The 19315-nt window shown below is 73.3% G+C and carries 16 protein-coding genes; 7 read left to right on the top strand and 9 right to left on the bottom strand.

Annotated elements, in window-relative coordinates:
- Window positions 1–57: 57 nt before the first annotated feature.
- On the bottom strand, window positions 58–564 hold the full coding sequence (locus tag O7629_RS17500; RefSeq protein ID WP_278170401.1) for a hypothetical protein: 507 nt from the start codon (window positions 562–564) through the stop codon (window positions 58–60).
- Between the two features lie 117 nt (window positions 565–681).
- Window positions 682–1599 (bottom strand): LD-carboxypeptidase, encoded by a 918-nt coding sequence (locus O7629_RS17495; RefSeq protein ID WP_278174569.1) that lies wholly within the window; start codon window positions 1597–1599, stop codon window positions 682–684.
- Between the two features lie 220 nt (window positions 1600–1819).
- Between O7629_RS17495 and O7629_RS17490 the strand changes: the two genes are divergently transcribed.
- The 3 genes from O7629_RS17490 to mptB are packed head-to-tail and all read left to right on the top strand — an operon-like array spanning window position 1820 to window position 7212.
- A complete protein-coding gene (locus O7629_RS17490) occupies window positions 1820–2578 on the top strand; it encodes a type 1 glutamine amidotransferase (protein ID WP_278170400.1) in 759 nt (252 codons plus the stop codon).
- Between the two features lie 7 nt (window positions 2579–2585).
- The gene (locus tag O7629_RS17485; protein ID WP_278170399.1) at window positions 2586–5687 is read left to right on the top strand and encodes a bifunctional [glutamine synthetase] adenylyltransferase/[glutamine synthetase]-adenylyl-L-tyrosine phosphorylase; all 3102 of its coding nucleotides are present in this window, start codon (window positions 2586–2588) and stop codon (window positions 5685–5687) included.
- The gene (mptB, locus tag O7629_RS17480) at window positions 5680–7212 is read left to right on the top strand and encodes a polyprenol phosphomannose-dependent alpha 1,6 mannosyltransferase MptB (protein ID WP_278170397.1); all 1533 of its coding nucleotides are present in this window, start codon (window positions 5680–5682) and stop codon (window positions 7210–7212) included. Before O7629_RS17485 ends, mptB begins: the two co-directional genes overlap by 8 nt.
- A gap of 102 nt (window positions 7213–7314) precedes the next feature.
- Here the strand turns inward: mptB and glnA are convergent, their stop codons facing one another.
- The gene (gene glnA / locus O7629_RS17475; RefSeq protein ID WP_278170396.1) at window positions 7315–8739 is read right to left on the bottom strand and encodes a type I glutamate--ammonia ligase; all 1425 of its coding nucleotides are present in this window, start codon (window positions 8737–8739) and stop codon (window positions 7315–7317) included.
- A gap of 260 nt (window positions 8740–8999) precedes the next feature.
- Here glnA and O7629_RS17470 point away from each other — a divergent pair, with 260 nt between their 5' ends.
- Complete coding sequence (locus O7629_RS17470; protein WP_278174568.1) at window positions 9000–9344, top strand: RDD family protein; 345 nt, start codon at window positions 9000–9002, stop codon at window positions 9342–9344.
- Window positions 9345–9443: 99 nt separating this feature from the next.
- Here O7629_RS17470 and O7629_RS17465 read toward each other — a convergent pair whose 3' ends face one another.
- The 4 genes from O7629_RS17465 to O7629_RS17450 form a co-directional block, all read right to left on the bottom strand.
- A complete protein-coding gene (locus tag O7629_RS17465) occupies window positions 9444–10133 on the bottom strand; it encodes a DUF4191 domain-containing protein (protein ID WP_278170394.1) in 690 nt (229 codons plus the stop codon).
- Between the two features lie 44 nt (window positions 10134–10177).
- On the bottom strand, window positions 10178–11119 hold the full coding sequence (gene lipA / locus O7629_RS17460) for a lipoyl synthase (RefSeq protein ID WP_278170393.1): 942 nt from the start codon (window positions 11117–11119) through the stop codon (window positions 10178–10180).
- Window positions 11120–11260: 141 nt separating this feature from the next.
- Window positions 11261–11902, bottom strand: coding sequence for a lipoyl(octanoyl) transferase LipB (lipB, locus tag O7629_RS17455; RefSeq protein ID WP_278170391.1), 642 nt, complete (start codon window positions 11900–11902; stop codon window positions 11261–11263).
- Window positions 11903–11958: 56 nt separating this feature from the next.
- Window positions 11959–13821, bottom strand: a complete 1863-nt coding sequence (locus tag O7629_RS17450; protein WP_278174567.1) for a DUF2079 domain-containing protein — start codon at window positions 13819–13821, stop codon at window positions 11959–11961.
- Window positions 13822–13988: 167 nt separating this feature from the next.
- On the opposite strand from O7629_RS17450, the gene O7629_RS17445 reads away from it, so the two are divergent.
- Genes O7629_RS17445 through O7629_RS17435 form a run of 3 tightly spaced genes read left to right on the top strand, consistent with a single transcriptional unit; the run spans window position 13989 to window position 16395 of the window.
- Window positions 13989–14969: an ATP-binding protein gene (locus O7629_RS17445; protein ID WP_278170390.1), complete on the top strand. Its 981-nt coding sequence runs from the start codon at window positions 13989–13991 to the stop codon at window positions 14967–14969.
- Window positions 14970–14990: 21 nt separating this feature from the next.
- Window positions 14991–15383 (top strand): SCO5389 family protein, encoded by a 393-nt coding sequence (locus O7629_RS17440; protein ID WP_278170389.1) that lies wholly within the window; start codon window positions 14991–14993, stop codon window positions 15381–15383.
- On the top strand, window positions 15373–16395 hold the full coding sequence (locus O7629_RS17435; RefSeq protein ID WP_278170388.1) for an LLM class flavin-dependent oxidoreductase: 1023 nt from the start codon (window positions 15373–15375) through the stop codon (window positions 16393–16395). Before O7629_RS17440 ends, O7629_RS17435 begins: the two co-directional genes overlap by 11 nt.
- Window positions 16396–16439: 44 nt before the next feature.
- Here the strand turns inward: O7629_RS17435 and O7629_RS17430 are convergent, their stop codons facing one another.
- Window positions 16440–17342 (bottom strand): TIGR01777 family oxidoreductase, encoded by a 903-nt coding sequence (locus O7629_RS17430; RefSeq protein WP_278170387.1) that lies wholly within the window; start codon window positions 17340–17342, stop codon window positions 16440–16442.
- Between the two features lie 135 nt (window positions 17343–17477).
- Window positions 17478–19307, bottom strand: coding sequence for a 2-oxoglutarate dehydrogenase, E2 component, dihydrolipoamide succinyltransferase (gene sucB / locus O7629_RS17425; RefSeq protein ID WP_278170386.1), 1830 nt, complete (start codon window positions 19305–19307; stop codon window positions 17478–17480).
- Window positions 19308–19315: the final 8 nt, after the last annotated feature.

The following is a 19315-nucleotide window of genomic DNA, read 5'->3' as shown; positions in this document are numbered from 1 at the left end:
CGGAGCAACCCCGCGAGGGGTGTTCCGGCGCCAGGACCTTTCGGGGGCGGGAGCGGATCAGGTGCCGTCCGGCGACTGGGCGGCATCCGGCTCCTCGTCCGTACCGCCCATCGGGCTGCCACGGCCCGGACCACCGCCGCGTCCGGGGCCGGCGAGCACCCCTTCCTCGTACGCCTTGAGCACCGCGTCTGCCTCGGCCTGGGTGAGCTTTCCGTCGGCGACCGCCGCGTCGAGCCGCTCCTGCAGCGCCGCCTGCCGGTCGGCCGTCCCCTCCGGCCGCTCTCCACGTTCGGGCCGGTCACCGGCCCGCTCATCATGGACTTTCTCCAGGGCGGCGGTGACGTCGTCGGCGGAGACGCCGAGTTCTGCGGCCAGCGCCTCGGCCAGGTCGGTCATCTTCGCCGCCCGGCGCTCCTCGCCGGTCGATCCGTCGGCGCTGGCACTGGCGCTCGGCTCGGCGCCCTCCTGCGCGAAGGCGATGGTCGGCGCCGCGATCCCGACGCTGAGCACGCCCGCCGCAGCCAGGCCCGCGAGCGCCCGCTTCCTTGTGATCCGTCTGGACAAGTCGAACCTCCGGATGTCGTCTCGGTGTGGTGCGGTGACCTGACCGACGGTGCCCGGCCGCCCTCAACGCAACCCATGCCGAAGCTGTCAACGGGCTGAGAATCCGGCCAGCTCAGGTCAGCGCACGGCGGGAGAGACCAGGAGGGTGCCGGCGGCGGCGTCGACGTTGGCTGGTACGCCGAGGCCGACGCTGCGTGGGGTCTGCCCGTGCCCGAGCGGCAGCCCACCCAGTACCGGCACGCCGAGATCACCCAGCCGTTCAGTGAGCACCTCGGCGACGTCCACCCCGTGCCGGTCGGCGCAGCCGGTGAACTGGCCGAGGGCGACCCCGGCCAGGCCATCCAGCGCGCCGGCCCGGCGCAACTGGGTGAGCAGCCGGTCCACCCGGTACGGCGGCTCACCGATCTCCTCGATCAGCAGGATCGCCCCGGTCAGGTCCGGCAGGTCGGCGGTGCCCACCGAGGCCGCGAGCACGGTCAGGTTGCCGCCGAGCAGGGTGCCGTCGGCCTGACCCGGCACCAGCACCGCCGCGCCGGCCTCGTTCGGCGACCGGGTGAGCACCGTCGGCACCGGCTCCATCAGCGCCCGGCGCAGCGACCCGGCGGACACCGCCGGGGTCCGCTCGTCGTCCCAGGCCGCCACCGGCCCGTGCACCGTCGCCAACCGGGCGCCCCGCCACAGCGCCAGGTGCAGCGCGGTGATGTCCGAGTAGCCGCAGACGACCTTCGGATCCCGGCGTACCGCCGCGATGTCCAGCAGGTCCACCACCCGCTGGGTGCCGTAGCCGCCCCGGGCGCAGACGATGCCCCGTACCGCCGGGTCGGCGAACGCCTCGGCGAGGTCGGCGGCCCGCTGCTCGTCGGTGCCGGCCAGGAAACCGCGCCGGCCCAGCGCGTGCCGGCCCAACCGGGGCCGCAGCCCCCAGCCGGCCAGCACGGCCATCCCCCGCTCGACCGGCTCGGCGGCCACCGGCCCACCCGGGGCCACGACCCGGACCTCGTCACCGGGTCGCAGCGCGGGCGGGTGCAGCGTCAGAGCACCAGGTGGAACCGTCTCACCGGCTCGGGAAAGCGGCTCGCCGCCTCGGCGGTCGGCCGGTCGCGGGTCGGTCACCGGCGCGAGACTACGCGAGGTTACCGGTCCGAACGAGCAGATTTGGTTCCGGTCCGAGCGAGCAGATTTTACGAGTACGCAACCGCGAGCACGCAGGCACCACCTACGGTCACCGCCCCGGCCGATTGGATAGCCTCGACACGTGGGCAGCGCTCTGGTGATCGAGAACGACCCGACCGACGACCTGCGACGGCTGGGGGAGTGGCTCGCCGAAGCCGGCCTGCCGATCGAGGTGTGTCGCCCGTACGCCGATGACCCGGTCCCGGCCGACCCGGCCGGCCGACCGGCGGTGATCGTCCTCGGCGGCCGGCCGTCCGCCGTCGGTCCCGACCCGGCCGCCGGCTGGCTGCCCGCGGTCGAAGGGCTGCTGCGCAAGGCCGTCCGCCACCGGATCCCGACCCTCGGCATCGGGCTCGGCGCGCACCTGCTCGCCACCGCGCACGCCGGCACCGTCGAACGCAGCGCCGCCGGGCCGGAGATCGGGCCTGCGCTGGTCGGCAAGCGGGACGCCGCCGCCACCGACCCGCTGTTCCGGTACGTGCCGCTCGCGCCGGACGTGCTGCAGTGGCACGTCGACGAGATCACCGAGCTGCCGCACGGCGCGGTGCTGCTGGCCGCCTCCACGCACTACCCCCACCAGGCGTTCCGCCTCGGTGACCGGGCCTGGGGGCTGCAGTTCCACATCGAGTGCGACCGGGACATGGTCAGCAGCTGGGCGGCCGGGTCGACCCTCCTGACCGAGCTGCGCCTGCCCGCCGACGTGGTCGTCGACGCCTGCGTCGAGGTGCTCGGTGACATCGAGGAGGTCTGGCAACCGTTCGCCGTCCGGTTCGCCGCGCTCGCCCTCGGCCAGCTGCCCGACTCGGACCTCCCCCGGACCCTTCCACTGCTCGGCAGTTAGGCCCCCGATGACCAGACCGACCAGTGCCACCGGCCGGCTCGCCCGATACGGCTTCGACGTCAGCGGTACGGACACCGTCCGGGCCGCCGACCTGCTCGGCCCCGACGGGCTCGGGCTGTGGCAGGTGCAGGCGCAGCAGCCCGTCGACCCGCCGGCCGCCGAACTGCTGACCGCGCTGTCCCGGGCCGCCGACCCCGATCTGGCGCTGCGCCAGCTGCACCGGCTCGTCGAGGCGCAGCGGCGCGACGCCGGCACCGGCGGTAGCGGTAGCGGGGTTGGCGGTGGAAACGGTGCCGGCGGGTCGCCGGTGCTCGACGCCCTGCACGCCGACCCGGGGCTGCGTCGGCGGCTGATCGCCGTCCTCGGTGCCTCATCCAGCCTCGGCGACCATCTGGTCGCCAACCCGGACCAGTGGTCGGTGCTCGCCACCGAGAACGGGGTGGCCCCCACCGCCGACGGTGCCCTCGACGTCGACCCGCCCCCCGCCGCTGCCGACGGAAATGCCGACGCCGCGCCGACCCCGCTGGTCGGCGCGGCGGCGATCACCGCGCTGCGCCGGGCGTACCGGTTGGCCCTGCTGCGGATCGCGGCGGCCGACCTGACCGGGGGACGGTGCCTGGAACAGACCATGGCGGCGTTGTCCGCGCTGGCCGACGCGACCCTGTCCGCCGCGTACGACATCGCCGTCGCCGAGCTGCCCGACGGCAGCGGCCCGCCCGGGCTCGCCGTGGTGGCGATGGGCAAGTGCGGCGGCAACGAGCTGAACTACGTCTCCGACGTGGACGTCATTTTCGTCGCCGCCGACGACGCCGACCTGACGGTCGCCACTACCGTCGCCACCCGCCTGATCCACATCTGCGGGTTGGTGGCCTGGCCGGTGGACGCCGCGCTGCGCCCGGAAGGCAACCGCGGGCCACTGGTCCGTACCCTCACCAGCCACCTCGCCTACTACCAGCGGTGGGCCCGGACCTGGGAGTTCCAGGCGCTGCTCAAGGCCCGGCCGGCGGCCGGCGACCGCGACCTCGCGCAGGAGTGGATCCGGCTGCTGTCGCCGCTGGTCTGGCACGCCGCCGAGCGCCCGGAGGCGGTCGAGGACGTGCGCGCCATGCGGCGCCGGATCATCGAGAACGTCCCACCCCGCGAGCTGGAACGCGAGATCAAACGCGGCCCCGGCGGGCTGCGCGACATCGAGTTCGCCGTCCAGCTGCTGCAGTTGGTGCACGGTCGGGTCGACGAGACGCTGCGGGCCCCCGGCACGCTGCCCACCCTGCGGGCCCTGGTCGCCGGCGGGTACGTCGGCCGCGCCGACGGCGAGGCGCTGCTGCGCGGCTACCGGTTCCTGCGCGGCGTCGAGCACCGGCTGCAACTGCAGGGGCTGCGCCGCACCCACACCGTGCCGGCCGACCCGGTGGCGCTGCGCTGGCTGGCCCAGGCCCTCGGCTACGCCTCGACCCCCGAAACCGACGTCGTCGACGCGTTCCGGGCCGACTGGGTCAGTCACGCCACCGAGGTACGCCGGCTGCACGCCAAACTGCTCTACCGGCCGCTGCTCGAATCCGTCGCCCGGGTGCCGGCCGAGTCGCTGCGGATGACCCCACAGGCCGCCCGGCGCCGGCTCGAGGTGCTGGGCTTCGCCGACCCGGCCGGGGCGCTGCGGCACCTGGAAGCCCTCACCGGCGGCGTCTCCCGGACCGCCGCCATCCAGCGCACGTTGCTACCGGTGCTGCTGCAGGAGTTCGCCGACGCCCCCGAGCCGGACCGGGGGCTGCTGAGCTACCGGCAGGTGTCCGACAAGCTCGGCAGCACCCCCTGGTACCTGCGGCTGCTGCGCGACGAAGGTCTGGTCGCCGGCCGGCTCGCCCGGACCCTCGGGCTGTCCCGGTACGCCGCCGACCTGCTGGCCCGCGAGCCCGAGGCACTGCGGATGCTGGCCTCCGACGTCGAACTCACCCCACGCGACGCGGCGGTGCTGCGCGCCGGCTTCGACGCCGCTGCGGCCCGCCACCTCGGCAGCGGCGGCGGCGAGCCGCCCGACCCGGTCCAGGCGGTCCGCGCGGTACGGGCCCTGCGCCGGCGCGAACTGCTCCGGCTGGCCTGCGCCGACGTACTCAACCGGGCCGGCGCGCTGGCCCCGGCCCGCGAGGCCCGGGGCCGGCTGGACGTGGCCGCCGTCGGCGCCGGGCTGTCCGCGGTGGCCGACGCCACGCTCGCCGCCGCGCTGCGGGTCGCGGTCGAGACCGTGCCGCCACCGGACGGTCTGCGGTTCGCGATCATCGGCATGGGCCGCCTCGGCGGGTACGAGATGAGCTACTCCTCCGACGCCGACGTGCTCTTCGTCTACGACCCACCGCCCGGCCTCGCCGACGACGAGGCCAGCGCCGCCGCCCGGGCGGTCGCCGAGGAGCTGCGCCGGCTGCTCGGCATGCCGGCCCCCGACCCGCCGCTCGGGGTGGACGCCGACCTGCGCCCCGAAGGCCGGCAGGGGCCGCTGGTGCGCAGCCTCGCGGCGTACGCCCAGTACTACGCCCGGTGGGCGAAGGTGTGGGAGGCGCAGGCGCTGCTGCGGGCCCGGTTCGTCTGCGGCGACCCGTCGCTGGGCGAGGAGTTCGTCGCCGTCGCCGACCCGGTCCGCTACCCGGCCGGCGGGTTGAGCCGGGAGCAGGTCGTCGAGATCCGCCGGATCAAGGCCCGGGTGGAGACCGAACGACTGCCGCGCGGCGCCGACCCGGCCACCCACACCAAGCTCGGCCGGGGCGGGCTCGCCGACGTCGAATGGGCGGTGCAGCTGACCCAGCTGCGGCACGGGCACGCGGTGCCGGCGCTGCGCGACACCCGTACCCTGGTCGCCTTGGCCGCGGCCCGCGATGCCGGCCTGGTCGACCGGGCCGACGCGACCGCGCTGCGCGCCGGATGGGTCCTCGCCTCCCGGGTCCGCGACGCGCTGATGCTGGTCCGGGGCCGGGCCACCGACCAACTGCCCCGGCACGGTGCCGAGCTGGCCGGGGTGGTCCGGTTGCTCGGCGGCACCGACCCCGGCCAGTTCCTGGACGACTACCTGCGGACCGCCCGCCGCTGCCGGGCCGCGGCGGAGCGGGTCCTCGGTGCCTGACCGCGGCGGCGAGCCCGGGACGCGGTACCACCTCATCCGCTACGTCGGTCTGGCCGGCGCGGTCGCCCTCGCGGTCGCCGCCGGCCTGGGCGGCGCGCTGCCCGAACCACCGGCCGCCGGCTGGGCGGTCTTCACCAGCGGAACCGGCGTACTCAGCGTGCTCGCCTGGGCCGCCGGCACCGGTGCGATGGTGTGGGCCTGGTGGTCGGCCCGGCACGGTGTGCCGTCGGTACGGTGGGCGTCGACCACCGTCGGCCTCTGGGCGGTGCCGCTGCTGGTGGCGCCGCCGTTGGGCAGCCGGGACATCTACTCGTACGCCTGCCAGGGCTGGATTCTGCGCGACGGTGGCGACCCGTACTCCGGAGTGGCCGGTCAGGGCTGTCCCTGGGTCGACGCGGTCGCCCCGCTGTGGCGCGACACCCCGGCCCCGTACGGGCCACTGTTCGTCTGGCTAGCCGGGCTGGCGGTCGCGGTCGGTGCCGGTCTGATCGGCACCCTGCTGGCGCTGCGGCTGACCGCCGTGGCCGGGCTGGTGCTGGTGGCGGTGGCGCTGCCCGGTCTGGCCGCCAGGTGCGGCCTGCCGGCCGGCCGGGCGCTCTGGCTGACCTTGGGCTGCCCGGTGGTGCTGATCCACCTGGTGTCGGGGGCGCACAACGACGCGTTGATGGTCGGTCTGCTGGTCGCGGCGCTATGGGTGATCGCCGCCGGCTCGGCCCGCGGGACCGATCCAGGGACCGGCGGCGTCGGTGGTGCGTCGGTGGCGGCCGTCGCCGGTGGGCTGCTGCTCGGGCTGGCCGTCGCGGTGAAGGCGACGGCCCTGGTGGTCGTACCGTTCGCGGCGGTGCTCGCGGTGGCCGGGCCGCGCCGACCGGCCGCCCTGGTCCGGGCCGGTGCGCTGGTGGTGGCGGGGGTGGTCGGCGCGGTCGCGGCCACCACGGCGCTGTCCGGGCTCGGCCTGGGCTGGGTGGACGGGCTGTTTCGCAGCGGCGACTCGCGGCAGTGGACCTCACCGCCGACCGCCGTCGGGCTGCTGATCGACTATCTGGGGCGACTGGTCGGGGTGCGACTGGACGCGGTCGGGGCGGCCCGCGTGGTGGGCCTGGCGGTGCTCGCCGGTTTCCTGGTGTGGCTGTGGTGGCGGGTGTGGCGCGGCGGCGGACCGTTCGCCGGCTGGCGGGGCCCGGACGGTCGTGCCGTGCCGGTGGCGGACTCCGTCGGCCCACCGGCGACCTGGGACCGGGGGACCGTGGTGTTCGGGGCAGGGCTGGCGCTGGCCGCCACGGTGCTCGCCGCGCCGGTCGTCTACCCGTGGTACCTGAGCTGGCCGTTGGCGTTGCTGGCCGCCGCCGCGTACCGCACCGGGTGGTTCCTGCTGCCGGTGGCGGTCGCCGGTTTCCTGGTCCTGCCGGACGGTTCGGGGGTCGCCGCGCTCACCAAGGCGCCGGGCACGGTGGCCATGTGCGCGCTGATCGTGGTGCTGGTGGTGCGGGCGGTCCGGTCCGCCCGGCGCCCCGACGCGAGCTGACGGACGTCGGACGAGACCGGGGCGGGCAGCGAAACGGCGGTGGGGGCGAGCCGAGGCCCGCCCCCACCGCCGTCGTCCACTGCTGGACCGGCGCGGCCGGAATCAGCAGTCGAAGTACATCGCGAACTCGTGCGGGGTCGGCCGCAGGCGGACCGGGTCGACCTCGTTGGACCGCTTCCAGTCGATCCAGGTGGAGATGAGGTCCGGCGTGAAGACCCCACCCTCGAGCAGGAAGTCGTGGTCGGCCTCCAGCGAGTCCAGCACGGCCGGCAGCGAACCCGGCACCTGCTTGACGTTGCCCCACTCCTCCGGCGGCAGGTCGTACAGGTCCTTGTCGATCGGCTCCGGCGGCTCGATCTTGCTCTTGATGCCGTCCAGACCGGCCATCAGCATGGCGGAGAAGGCCAGGTAGACGTTGGCCGACGGGTCCGGCACCCGGAACTCGACCCGCTTGGCCTTGGCGTTGCTGCCGGTGACCGGGATACGGGTGCAGGCGGACCGGTTGCGCTGCGAGTACACCAGGTTGACCGGCGCCTCGAAGCCGGGCACCAGCCGGCGGTACGAGTTGACCGTCGGGTTGGTGAAGGCCAGCAGCGACGGCGCGTGGTGCAGCAGACCGCCGATGTACCAGCGGGCGGTGTCCGACAGGCCGGCGTAGCCGGTCTCGTCGTAGAACAGCGGCTCACCGTTGAGCCACAGGCTCTGGTGGGTGTGCATGCCGGAGCCGTTGTCGCCGAACAGCGGCTTCGGCATGAAGGTCGCCGTCTTGCCGCTGGCCCAGGCGGTGTTCTTCACGATGTACTTGAACAGCTGCAGCTGGTCGCCGGCGTGCAGCAGGGTGGAGAACTTGTAGTTGATCTCGGCCTGGCCGGCGGTGCCGACCTCGTGGTGCGACCGCTCCACGGTGAAGCCGGTGTCGATCAGCTTGCGGACGATCTTGTCACGCAGGTCGGCGTAGTGGTCGACCGGCGGCACCGGGAAGTAGCCGCCCTTGTAGTTGGTCTTGTACCCGCGGTTGCCGCCCTCTTCCTCGCGACCGCTGTTCCACCAGCCCTCGATCGAGTCGATGTAGTAGTAGGCCTGGTTCGCGGAGGTCTCGTGGCGGATCGAGTCGAAGATGTAGAACTCCGCCTCGGGCCCGAAGTAGGCGGTGTCGGCGATGCCGCTCGCCGCCAGGTAGGCCTCCGCCTTCTTGGCCACGTTGCGCGGGTCCCGGGAGTACGGCTCCCGGGTGAACGGGTCGTGGATGAAGAAGTTGAGCGCCAGCGTCTTCTCGATCCGGAACGGGTCGATGAAGGCGGTGGCGACATCCGGCAGCAGCAGCATGTCCGACTCGTGGATCGCCTGGAAACCACGGATCGAAGACCCGTCGAAGGCGAGGCCGGTGGTGAAAATGTCCTCGTCGACCGACTCGACCGGCAAGTTGAAGTGCTGCATCACGCCGGGCAGGTCACAGAAGCGTACGTCGACGAATTTCACGCCCTCGTCTTTGAGGTACCGCAGTAGTTCCTCGGGATTGGCGAACACACGTCCTCCTGGCACGTCGCACTGATGGCTATGCTGGTCGCGACGCTATGGCCGCAGGGTTGCCCCACCATGTCTCTAATGTTTCCGCCGTGTTACGTCCGGTGCGGAGCGTGATCCCGACCAATCGTCCCCCGCAGGATACGGCAGACGGCCCAGACTAGTCTGGCCGTTCGTGGGTATCGGGAGGGGGCAGCGTGGCGGCAAGCGCAAACGCGGCTGCGGGTGGAGCGACCGGTGGCCCGGCGGGGCCGGGTGACGAGGTGCCGAGTCTGCTACGACGAACCGGCGCCCTGGTGATTGATTGGCTACTCTGTGTGCTGATCTCCAGCCTCTTCGCCGACCCGGCCCGCTCCGGCTGGCCACCGGTGGTGGTGCTGATCGCCGAGTACGGCTTCTTCCTGGGCTTGTTCGCCCAGACCCCGGGAATGTGGCTGGCCAGGATCCGGTGCGTCTCGGACGCCGACGGCGGCCGGATCGGCGTACCCCGGGCACTGCTGCGCGGACTGCTGCTGGCCCTGGTGATCCCGCCCCTGGTGATGGACGGGCGGCGGCGCGGCCTGCACGACCGGGCCGCCGGATCGGTCGTCGTCGCCGCCCCCCGCTGACCCACGACCGCACCGCCACCCCTAGCCGGACTGCCCGGCCCGCCGCTACCCGACCGGACCGACCGACCCGACCCGGACCGCAATGGCGGCGACCGGCGGTCAGCGGCCGCGGGTCTGCCGGAAGGCGCCCTTCGGCGGGCGCATGTTCTTCGGAATGGCGCCCTTGGGTATTTGCGGCCGGGCCGACAACGCGGTCAGCCGCTTGTCCAACGCGTTGACGTCCTTGCCGGTCAGGTTGCGCGGCAAGCGCATCAACGTCGTACGCATCTTGCGGATCGACAACTCGCCCTCGTCGGTGCCGATCACGTAGTCGTACAGCGGCGCGCTGCCGATCACCTTCGCCAGCCGCCGCTTCTCCTGACCGAGCAACCCTCGGACCCGCTGCGGGTTGCCCTCGGCGAGCAGGATCACCCCCGGCCGCCCGATCACCAGATGGACCATGTCCATCTGGGTGGTCGAACTGACCGCCGGCGTCACCCGCCAGTCACCGCGCATGTTCTCCAGCAGCGAGGCCGCCGCACCCGGCTGGCCCTCGGCGACGTTCATCATGGCCGTGTTCGACCGCAGGTTCAGCACGATCAGTACGGCGAGCAGCGCCAGCAGGATGCCGACCGGCAGCCACATCCAGCCCCAGGCCAGCGTCACCGGCACAGTGATCGCCAGCGGCAGCACGACGGCGGCCACCGCCAGCGGGACGAACCACTTGTCGCGCTTGGCGGTGAACGAGAACACCATGCCGATCTGCTTCAGCCGCTGGCCGAACGACACCTTCTCCTGGGGTTTCGCCATGCGAGGGAGTCTAGTTGCCGGGGGCGAAGCCGTTCACCGGGCGGTCAGCCGGCCAGCGGCTGGGCCTCGCGCTGGCGCAGCGCCTGCTGGTAGAGCCGGCCGGCGCGGTACGACGAACGCACCAGCGGGCCGCTCATCACCCCGGAAAAGCCGATCTGCTCGGCCTCCTCGCGCAGCTCGACGAACTCCTCCGGCTTGACCCAGCGCTGCACCGGGTGATGCCGCGGCGTCGGGCGCAGATACTGGGTGATGGTGATCAGCTCGCACCCGGCGGCGTGCAGATCGCGCAGCGCCTGCGACACCTCGGAGCGCTCCTCGCCGAGGCCGAGGATCAGATTGGACTTGGCCACCAGACCGGCCGTGCGGGCCCGGGTGAGCACGTCGAGCGAGCGCTCGTACCGGAAGGCCGGCCGGATCCGCTTGAAGATCCGGGGCACCGTCTCGACGTTGTGGGCGAGCACCTCCGGTCGGGCGGCGAACACCTCGTCGAGCTGGCCGGCGTCGCCGTTGAAATCCGGGATCAGCAACTCGACCCCGCAGCCGGGCTGCAGCGCGTGGATCTGCCGGACGGTCTCGGCGTACAGCCAGGCACCCCCGTCGGGCAGGTCGTCGCGGGCCACCCCGGTGACCGTGGCGTAGCGCAGACCCATCGCCGCGACCGACTCGCCGACCCGGCGGGGCTCGTCGGCGTCGAACTCGGCCGGCTTGCCGGTGTCGATCTGACAGAAGTCGCAGCGCCGGGTGCACTGGTCCCCACCGATGAGGAAGGTGGCCTCCCGGTCTTCCCAACACTCGTAGATGTTGGGGCAGCCGGCCTCCTGACAGACGGTGTGCAGCCCTTCCCGTTGCACCAGCCCGCGCAGCTCGGTGAACTCCGGCCCCATCCTGGCCTTGACCTTGATCCACGGGGGTTTGCGCTCGATCGGGGTCTCGGCGTTGCGGACCTCCAGGCGCAGCAGGCGTCGTCCCTCCGGAGCAATGGTCACCCTTGCCAGCCTACGCCGGCCGGTGCCCGCTCGGGCGGCCAGGCGACCGCGCGGCCGCCGCTCACCGGGTGAGTTGGCTCACCCGAGGCATCGATCGGCCGGCTGACCCGAGATCGGCCGGCTGGCCGGAGAGCGGTCGGCTCAGCCGAGCGTGGGCAGGTGCCGTTCGACGACCGGCAGCACCTCGGCGACGGTCACCGGCCGGCCGAGCTCGGCGCTCAGCGAGGTGACGCCGACGTCGCGCAGACCGCACGGCACGATCCGGTCGTACGCCGTCAGGTCCGGATCGCAGTTGATCGCGAAGCCGTGCTGGGTGACCCCGCGGGCGACCCGGATGCCGATCGCCGCCACCTTGCGGGCCGGTCCACGGTCGTCGGCCGGCACCCAGACCCCGCTGTGGTTCGGCCCGTCGAGGCGGGTGGCGGCCAGCCCGAACTCGGCGCAGACGTCGATCAGCAGTTGCTCGACCCGGCGTACGTAGGCGACCACGTCGATCGGTTCCGGCAACCGGACGATGGGGTAGCCGACCAGCTGCCCCGGGCCGTGCCAGGTGATCTTGCCGCCCCGGTCGACGTCCACCACCGGGGTGCCGTCCACCGGGCGGTCCCACGGTTCGGTGCGCTTGCCGGCCGTGTACACGCTCGGGTGCTCCAGCAGGAGCACGGTGTCCGGCTCCTCACCGGCGACCACGGCGGCGTGCAGTCGACGCTGCTCCTGCCAGGCGGTCTGGTAGTCGACGACTCCGGCTCGGACCCCGCGCGCGCGGGGAAGGGTGCTGGTCACGCCGTCCAGCCTAGTCCGTTACCGGTCGGTCGGGCCGGTCCGGTCCGTGGTCCGGCTCACCAGCCGCCCTCGGGCGCCGGCCAGAGCCAGACGTCGGTGATCCGTTGCGGCGGGCCGAGCAGCTCGGTGGTCGCGGTCAGCAGGGCCTCGGCGTCGACCGGGAACTTCGCGCCGTGCACCTGATCGGCGAGCACCACTGCCTCGGCGTCCCAGTACCGCAGGTCGGCGCGGGCGGCGGCCCGGTCGGCGTCGGTGATCGGCGGCACCACGCCGGAGCGGGCGACCTCGTGCAGCAGCCCGTCGGTGGCCCGGGGGACCGGTCCGATCCGGCCCCGGCCGTCCGGTCCGCCGGGGCCGAGGAAGAAGCCGGACGGGATGGCGAACTCGCCCTGCCGGTTCGCGAACGCGTACGCCTGCCAGCGTTGACCGTCGGGGAGCACGTCGAGGGTGAACGGTACCGGGGCGAGCACCCCGCCCTGGCTGACGTGGTCGCGCCAGGCACCCGAGGTGATGAAGTCCGGGATCGGCTCCCGTTCGATGGTGAGCAGACTGGCCGGGGTCAGCGGCAGCAGCGCCGCGACGAACGCCGCGGCCCACCACCGGCCGTACCGCGCCTGCCCGGCGGCCCGACGGGTGAGTAGCAGCGTCAGCGTCAGCGCCAGCAGGATGCCGATGACCGGGGTGACCACCATGGCCAGCCGGGCCGGCAGCGCGGCGTTGAACACCGGTGCGCCGGCCAACGGGGCGTACGGCAGCGGGATGTCGGTGATCGTCCCGCCGATCTTCAGTCGGGGGCCGAGGGAGAGCAGCGCGAACACGGCGGCGGTGACGGCGAGGGCTCGCAGCGTCGCTCGCCGGCCGGGATCGGCGGCCCGCCAGAGCAGCACCAGGCAGCCGACGGTCAACACCAGCAGCGGTACGCCGAAGAAGCTGTTCTCCTCGGTCTCGTTCGGCGCCAGCCCGGTACCCAGCCCGGCGACACCGGCCAGCGAGCGTTCCGGGAACGCCCCGTAGGCGAGGAGGTCCTCGCTGTGCACCCGGGCGTCGAACCCGGTGCCGTGGAACACCTGCGGGCCGAAGAAGTGCAACCACAACGGGTACGCCAACAGCGTGATGGCGACCACCGCGGTCACCGCCAGTCCGCGTAGCAGTCGGGGGAGCGCGTCGCGGACCTCGGCCCGGCGGCTGCGGTCCAGCGCCCAGACGCCGAGGAACACGCCGCAGGCCAGAGCGGTGAAGAACAGGCCCTCGGCGGCGATCGAGAAGGCCGCCGCGACGGCTACGCCGAGGATCAGGCCGTTGCGTGCCCAGCCGCCCCGGTCCAGCGGCCGCGCTCCGGGGCGCCCACGCAGCGCGAGGACCCGCCAGACGATGATCGGCACCAGCCAGCCGGCGGTCCAGTTGAGGTGGGCGTTGGCGTGCGACACCATGGCCGGCGCGAAGCCGCAGAACAGTCCGCCGACGGCGGCGGCCAGCCGGGACGGCACGAACGGAGCGCCGTTGTCGCCGGTGGGTAGCCGGGACAGCAGCCAGTACCAGGCGAAACCGGTGCCGGCCAGGTTGAGGGTGAGGATCACCAGGAAGGTCGCCGGTGGCCCGATCAGGAAGGTCAGCGGCGCGAACAGCACCGCGTACACGGTGATCGAGGTGTTGACCGCGAGATTCACCCCGTCGGGGGCGTTGAGCAGGTACGTGAACAACGGGTTCTCGCCGTGGGTCAGCGCGTACGCCCCGTAGCCGAGCAGCCACTCGAACAGCGCCTGGTCGCTGGAGTTGACGGTGATCGCCCGGCTGCCCGGTCCGGCCCAGAGTCCGCTGGTGACCCAGCCGGCGAGGGCCACCGCGACGACCGCGACGACCAGGTCGGCGCGCCACCGGGTCGGGCCGCCGGCCCGGCCCCCCGGACGGCCGCTGGTCACCGGCCGGGTGGTCGCGGCGCTGTCGGGCAGTGGGGACGGAGCGGTCGGCACCGGCGGAGAGTACCAATTTCGCCCGACACGCCCGTGCCGTACCTAGGCTTGACGAAGTTATTGGAAATGACTTCCAATGTACGCGTACCTGTTGAGTTGTTTGGGAGAGATCCACGGTGAAGATCTGTTTTGTCGGTAAGGGTGGCAGTGGCAAGACCACCCTGGCGGCCCTGTTCGCCCGCCACCTCGCAGCCACCCCGGTCGGCCCCGACGGCGGCCCGCCGCCGCTGCTCGCGGTCGACGCCGACATCAACCAGCATCTCGCCGCGGCCCTCGGTGCCAGCGACGACGAGGCGGTGCTGCTACCGGCGCTGGGCGACCACCTGGCCGACATCAAGGAGTACCTGCGCGGCGACAATCCCCGGATCAGCTCGGCTGCGGCGATGGTCAAGACCACCCCGCCCGGGCGTGGCTCGCGGCTGCTCACCGTCGCCGGGGCCAACCCGATCTACGACGCGTTGGTCCGCGAGGTGGCCGGCATCCGGCTCGCCGTGACCGGGCCGTTCGCCACCGACGATCTCGGCGTCGCCTGCTACCACTCCAAGGTCGGTGCGGTGGAACTGCTGCTCAACCACCTGGTCGACGGTGCCGGCGAGTACGTGGTGGTCGACATGACCGCAGGGGCCGACTCGTTCGCATCCGGGCTGTTCACCCGATTCGACACGACGTTTCTGGTCTGCGAGCCCACGGTGCGCAGCGTCGGGGTCTACCGGCAGTACGTCGGGTACGCCCGCGACTACGGCGTACGGGTGCACGTGATCGGCAACAAGATCGACGACGAGTCGGACGTGGACTTCCTGCGCGAGCACGTCGGCGCCGACCTGCTTACCTGGGTCGGCCGGTCGGCCTTCGTCAAGGCCGCCGAACGAGGTCGACACCAACCGATCACCGCGATGGAGCCGGCGAACCGTGACGCACTGGACACGATGCGTACAGCCGTCGATGCTTGTGTGAAGGACTGGGCCAGCTACACCCGGCAGGCGGTGGAGTTCCACCTGCGCAACGCCGCCGCCTGGGCCAACGACCGGGTCGGCGAGAACCTCGCCGACCAGGTCGACCCGGAGTTCGTACTCGGACCAGACCTCCTGGTCCGCTGACCGTCAGCGTGAGGAGAAAGCATGTCCCTCGACGTACCCGCCGCTCTGCTGGAGCAGGCCGAGGCCGGCCGGGTCGACGACGCCGAGTTCGTCGACTGCGTACGCCAGTCCCTGCCGTACGCCTGGTCGGTGGTGTCCCAGGTGGCCGCCGAGGCCCAGGACGGCCCGGCCGAGTTCGCCGACCACGCGGTGCCGCCGCCCAGCGAGGCCGAGCGTGGCCAGCTGCTGCGGGCGCTGGCCAGCGACGCGATCCGGGGTGGCCTGGAGCGGCACTTCGGCGTCAAGTTCGCCTTCCAGAACTGCCACCGGGTGGCCGCCTTCAAACTCTCCGCCGTCGGCGGAGTGACCTACCAGGAGTTCATCTCCCCGGTGGCCCAGCTGCGCAACCAGTCACCCGAGCTGCGTGACTGCTGAGCCGATCACCGCACCGGTGGCCGGCGACCTGAACCAGCCAGCAGTGGACCTGTTCCTGCTGGCGGCACATGGTCTGCCGGCCACCGTCGACTACGCGCGCGCCGCCGAGGCAGCCGGCCTCGGCGGCGTGTGGCTGGCCGAACACCACTTCGTCTCGTACGGGCAGTGCCCGTCCGCCACCACCCTGGCCGGCTACCTGCTCGGGGCCACCCGTCGGATCGCCGTCGGCACCGCGGCGGCCGTGCTGTCCAACCGGCATCCGGTCGCGCTCGCCGAGGAGACGGTCCTGCTCGACACGGTCTCCGCCGGCCGGTTCCGGCTCGGTGTCGCCCGTGGCGGTCCCTGGGTGGACCTGGAGGTCTTCGGCACCGGCCTGGACCGGTACCGGGACGGCTTCGCCGAGTCGCTGGATCTGCTGGGCCGCTGGCTCTCCGGCGCGGCGACGGTCGGCGCCGACGGCGGGTTCTTCGCGTTCCGGGACGTGCCGGTGGTGCCCCGACCGGCCCGCCCGATCCCGGTCTGGGTGGCGGCGACCTCGCCGGCCACGGTCGACCTCGCGGCCGCCCGAGGCCATCCGCTGCTGCTCGGGGTGCACGACGACGACGCGGCGAAGGCCGCCACGCTGGCCCGGTACGCCGACGTCGCCGCCGACCACGGACACGATCCGGCCGTCGTGCCGCACGCCTCGGTGCATCTGATCGGGCTCGCCGACTCCCGGGCCGCCGCCGAGCGTCAGCTCCGCCGGACCCTGCCACCCTGGCTGGCCACCACCCGGGAGTACGTCCGGATCGACGGCTCGTCGCCGGCCCACCGGGACCTCGACGCCTACGCCGAGCACCTGCTGCGAATCCACCCACTGGGCAGCGCGGCCGAGTGCGCCGCGCGGCTCGCCGCCAGCGCGGCGACCGTCGGCGCCCACCGGCTGGTGCTGATGGTCGAGGGCGTCGGCCCGGCCGCCACCGGCGAGCTGATCAGCGCCATCGGCACCGATCTGCTCCCGGCCCTGCCCTGACCGGTTCGGAGCTCTGACCGGTCTGGACGCCACCCGGTGCCGGGTCACCCCTGCGTCAGGGCGGCGTGCAGCGCGTCCGGCAGCTCCGGATACCGGTACGTGAAGCCGGCCTCGGTCAGCGCCCCGGGCAGCACCCGGGAGGAGCGCAGCGCCTCGGTGGCGAACTCGCCCAGCGCCACGTGCAACGCGAACGCCGGGATCGGCAGCACCGCCGGTCGGTGCACCGCCGCCCCGAGCGCCTTGCCGAACGCCGCGTTGGTCACCGGTGCCGGCCCGACCACGTTGACCGGCCCGGAGATGTCGTCGTGGTCGAGCAGGAAGGTCGCCGCCCGCAGCCAGTCCTGCATGGCGATCCACGGCACCCACTGCCGCCCGCTGCCGAGCTTGCCGCCCAGGCCGAGCCGGAACGGCAGCAGCTGCGGCTTGAGCAGGCCGCCGTCGCGGTGCAACGGCAGACCGGTGCGCAGCCGGACCACCCGTACGCCAGCGGTCTCGGCCGGCCCGGTGGCCGCCTCCCAGACCCGGGCCACGTCGGCCAGGAAACCCTCACCGGCCGGGGCGTTCTCCTCGACCGGCTGGTCGCCGGTGTCGCCGTACCAGCCGACCGCCGACGAGTTCAGCAGCACCGCCGGCCGGTCCGCCGCCGCGAGCCCGGCCATCGCGGTGGCCAGCGTGGTGGTGCTGTCCACCCGGCTGGACCGGATCAACGCCTTGTAGCCGTCGGTCCAGCGCTTGTCGCCGACCCCGGCGCCGGCCAGGTTGATCACCGCGTCGATGCCGGTGAACACCGCCGGGTCGAGCTGCCCGGCCGACGGTGACCAGCTGAACTCAGCCGGCCCGCGCGCCGGTCGGCGGACCAGCTGTACGGTCTCGTGTCCGCAGCTGTGCAGGTGGTCGGTCAGTCTGGTGCCGAGGAAGCCGGACGCGCCGGCCAGCAGGATGCGCATGCCGACATCTTCGCTGATCGTGGTGATGCCGGATGCGGACCACCACCATCCGGTGCAGAACGGCGGTGGGTGCCGGCCGGGATCGGCCGGCACCCACCGCTACGGCAACCGGGGTCGCTCTGTCGTCGAACGCCGTCAGGACAGGCCGAGCTCGCCTTCGAACGCGCCGGCCTCCAGCCGCTCCTTGACCGCGCTGAGGAACCGGGCGGCGTCCGCGCCGTCGACCAGCCGGTGGTCGTAGGACAGCGCCAGGAAGACCATCGACCGTGGTGCGATGATCTCGCCGAGCTCCGGGTCGTCGACCACGGCGGCGCGTTTCACCACCGCTCCGGTGCCGAGGATGGCGGCCTGCGGCAACGGCACGATCGGGGTGTCGAACAGCGCCCCCCGGCTGCCGGTGTTGGTCAGCGTGAAGGTGGCACCGGACAGCTCGTCGGGGCCGATCTTGTTGGTCCGGGTCCGCTCGGCCACGTCGGCGATCCGCCGTGCCAGTCCACCGAGGTTGAGATCGCCGGCGTCGCGGATCACCGGCACCAGCAGACCCCGCTCGGTGTCCACCGCCACGCCGAGGTGCTCCCCGTCGGGATAGGTGATCGTGCCGGCCTGCATGTCGATGGAGGCGTTGACCACCGGGTAGGTGCGCAGTGCCTCCACCGCCGCCAGCGCGAAGAACGGCAGGAACGACAGTTTGACGCCGTGCTTGGCCTGGAAGTCGCCCTTGACCCGGGCCCGCAACCGGGCGATCTTGGTCACGTCGACCTCGACGACCGTGGTCAGCTGGGCCGAGCTCTGCAGCGACTCGTGCATCCGCTTGGCGATGACGGTCCGGGTCCGGCTCATCTTCTCGGTCCGGCCGCGCAGCGGGCTGGGTTGCGCCTTGGCCGCCGTCGGTGCCGCAGCCGGTGCCGCAGCCGGTGCCGCCGGCTTGGCCTGTTCGGCCTTGGCCCGCTCGGCGGCGGCCCGCGCCTGCTCGGCCGCGGTCAGCACGTCCTGCTTGCGGATCCGCCCGCCGACCCCGGTGCCGCGCACCGAGGCCAGGTCGACCCCCTGCTCGGCGGCGAGCTTGCGGACCAGCGGGGTGACGTAACCGCCGTCACCGTTGGCGCTGGCCGGCGGGGCCGCCGGAGCGGTCTGCTGTGCCGGTGCCGGCGGTGCGGCCTGCGTCGGTGCGGCGGACTCGGTGGCCGGGGCCGGGCTGGCGTACGAGGCGCCCGGCTGGGCCGGTGCGGGGGCGGCCGGCTCCGGTTGTGCCGCCGGCTGCGGCTGGGCGGGTTCGGCCTGCGGTGCGGCGGCCGGCTCCGGTGCCGCCGGAGCCGAGGCCCCACCGGGGCTGCCGACCAGGGCCAGCTCGGCACCGACGTCGGCGGTGTCGTCCTCCGGCACCTTGATCTCCAGCAGCGTCCCCGCGACCGGCGACGGGATCTCGGTGTCGACCTTGTCGGTGGAGACCTCCAGCAGCGGTTCGTCGACCTCGACGGAATCACCGACCTGCTTGAGCCAGCGGGTGACGGTGCCCTCGGTGACGCTCTCGCCGAGGGCCGGCATCCGGACCGCGGTGGCGTCGCCACCGGTCGCCGGTGGGGCGCTGTCGGCCGCTGGCTGGGCCGGCGCTGCGGCCGGCTCCGGCTCGGCGGGCTGTTCCTGCGGCGTGGTCGCGGCGGGCTCGGCGGGGGCGGTCTGCCCACCGTCGTCCTGTCCGCCGTCCTCCTGCTGTCCGCCGTCGTCCTGCCCGCCGGAGATGACCGCGAGTTCGCTGCCCACCTCGGCGGTCTCGTCCTCACTCACCACGATCCGGGTGAGCACCCCGGCCGCAGGCGACGGGATCTCGGTGTCGACCTTGTCGGTGGAGACCTCCAGCAGCGGTTCGTCGACCTCGACCCGGTCGCCTTCCTGCTTCAACCAGCGGGTGACGGTGCCCTCGGTGACGCTCTCGCCGAGCCGGGGCATGGTGACCGATACCGGCATATCTACAA

The organism is Solwaraspora sp. WMMD792 (assembly GCF_029626105.1).
In the GTDB taxonomy this organism is placed as follows: Bacteria; Actinomycetota; Actinomycetes; order Mycobacteriales; family Micromonosporaceae; genus Micromonospora_E.
The sequence above is the reverse complement of the archived record's forward strand: the minus strand, read 5'-3'. Positions and strand labels throughout refer to the sequence as shown.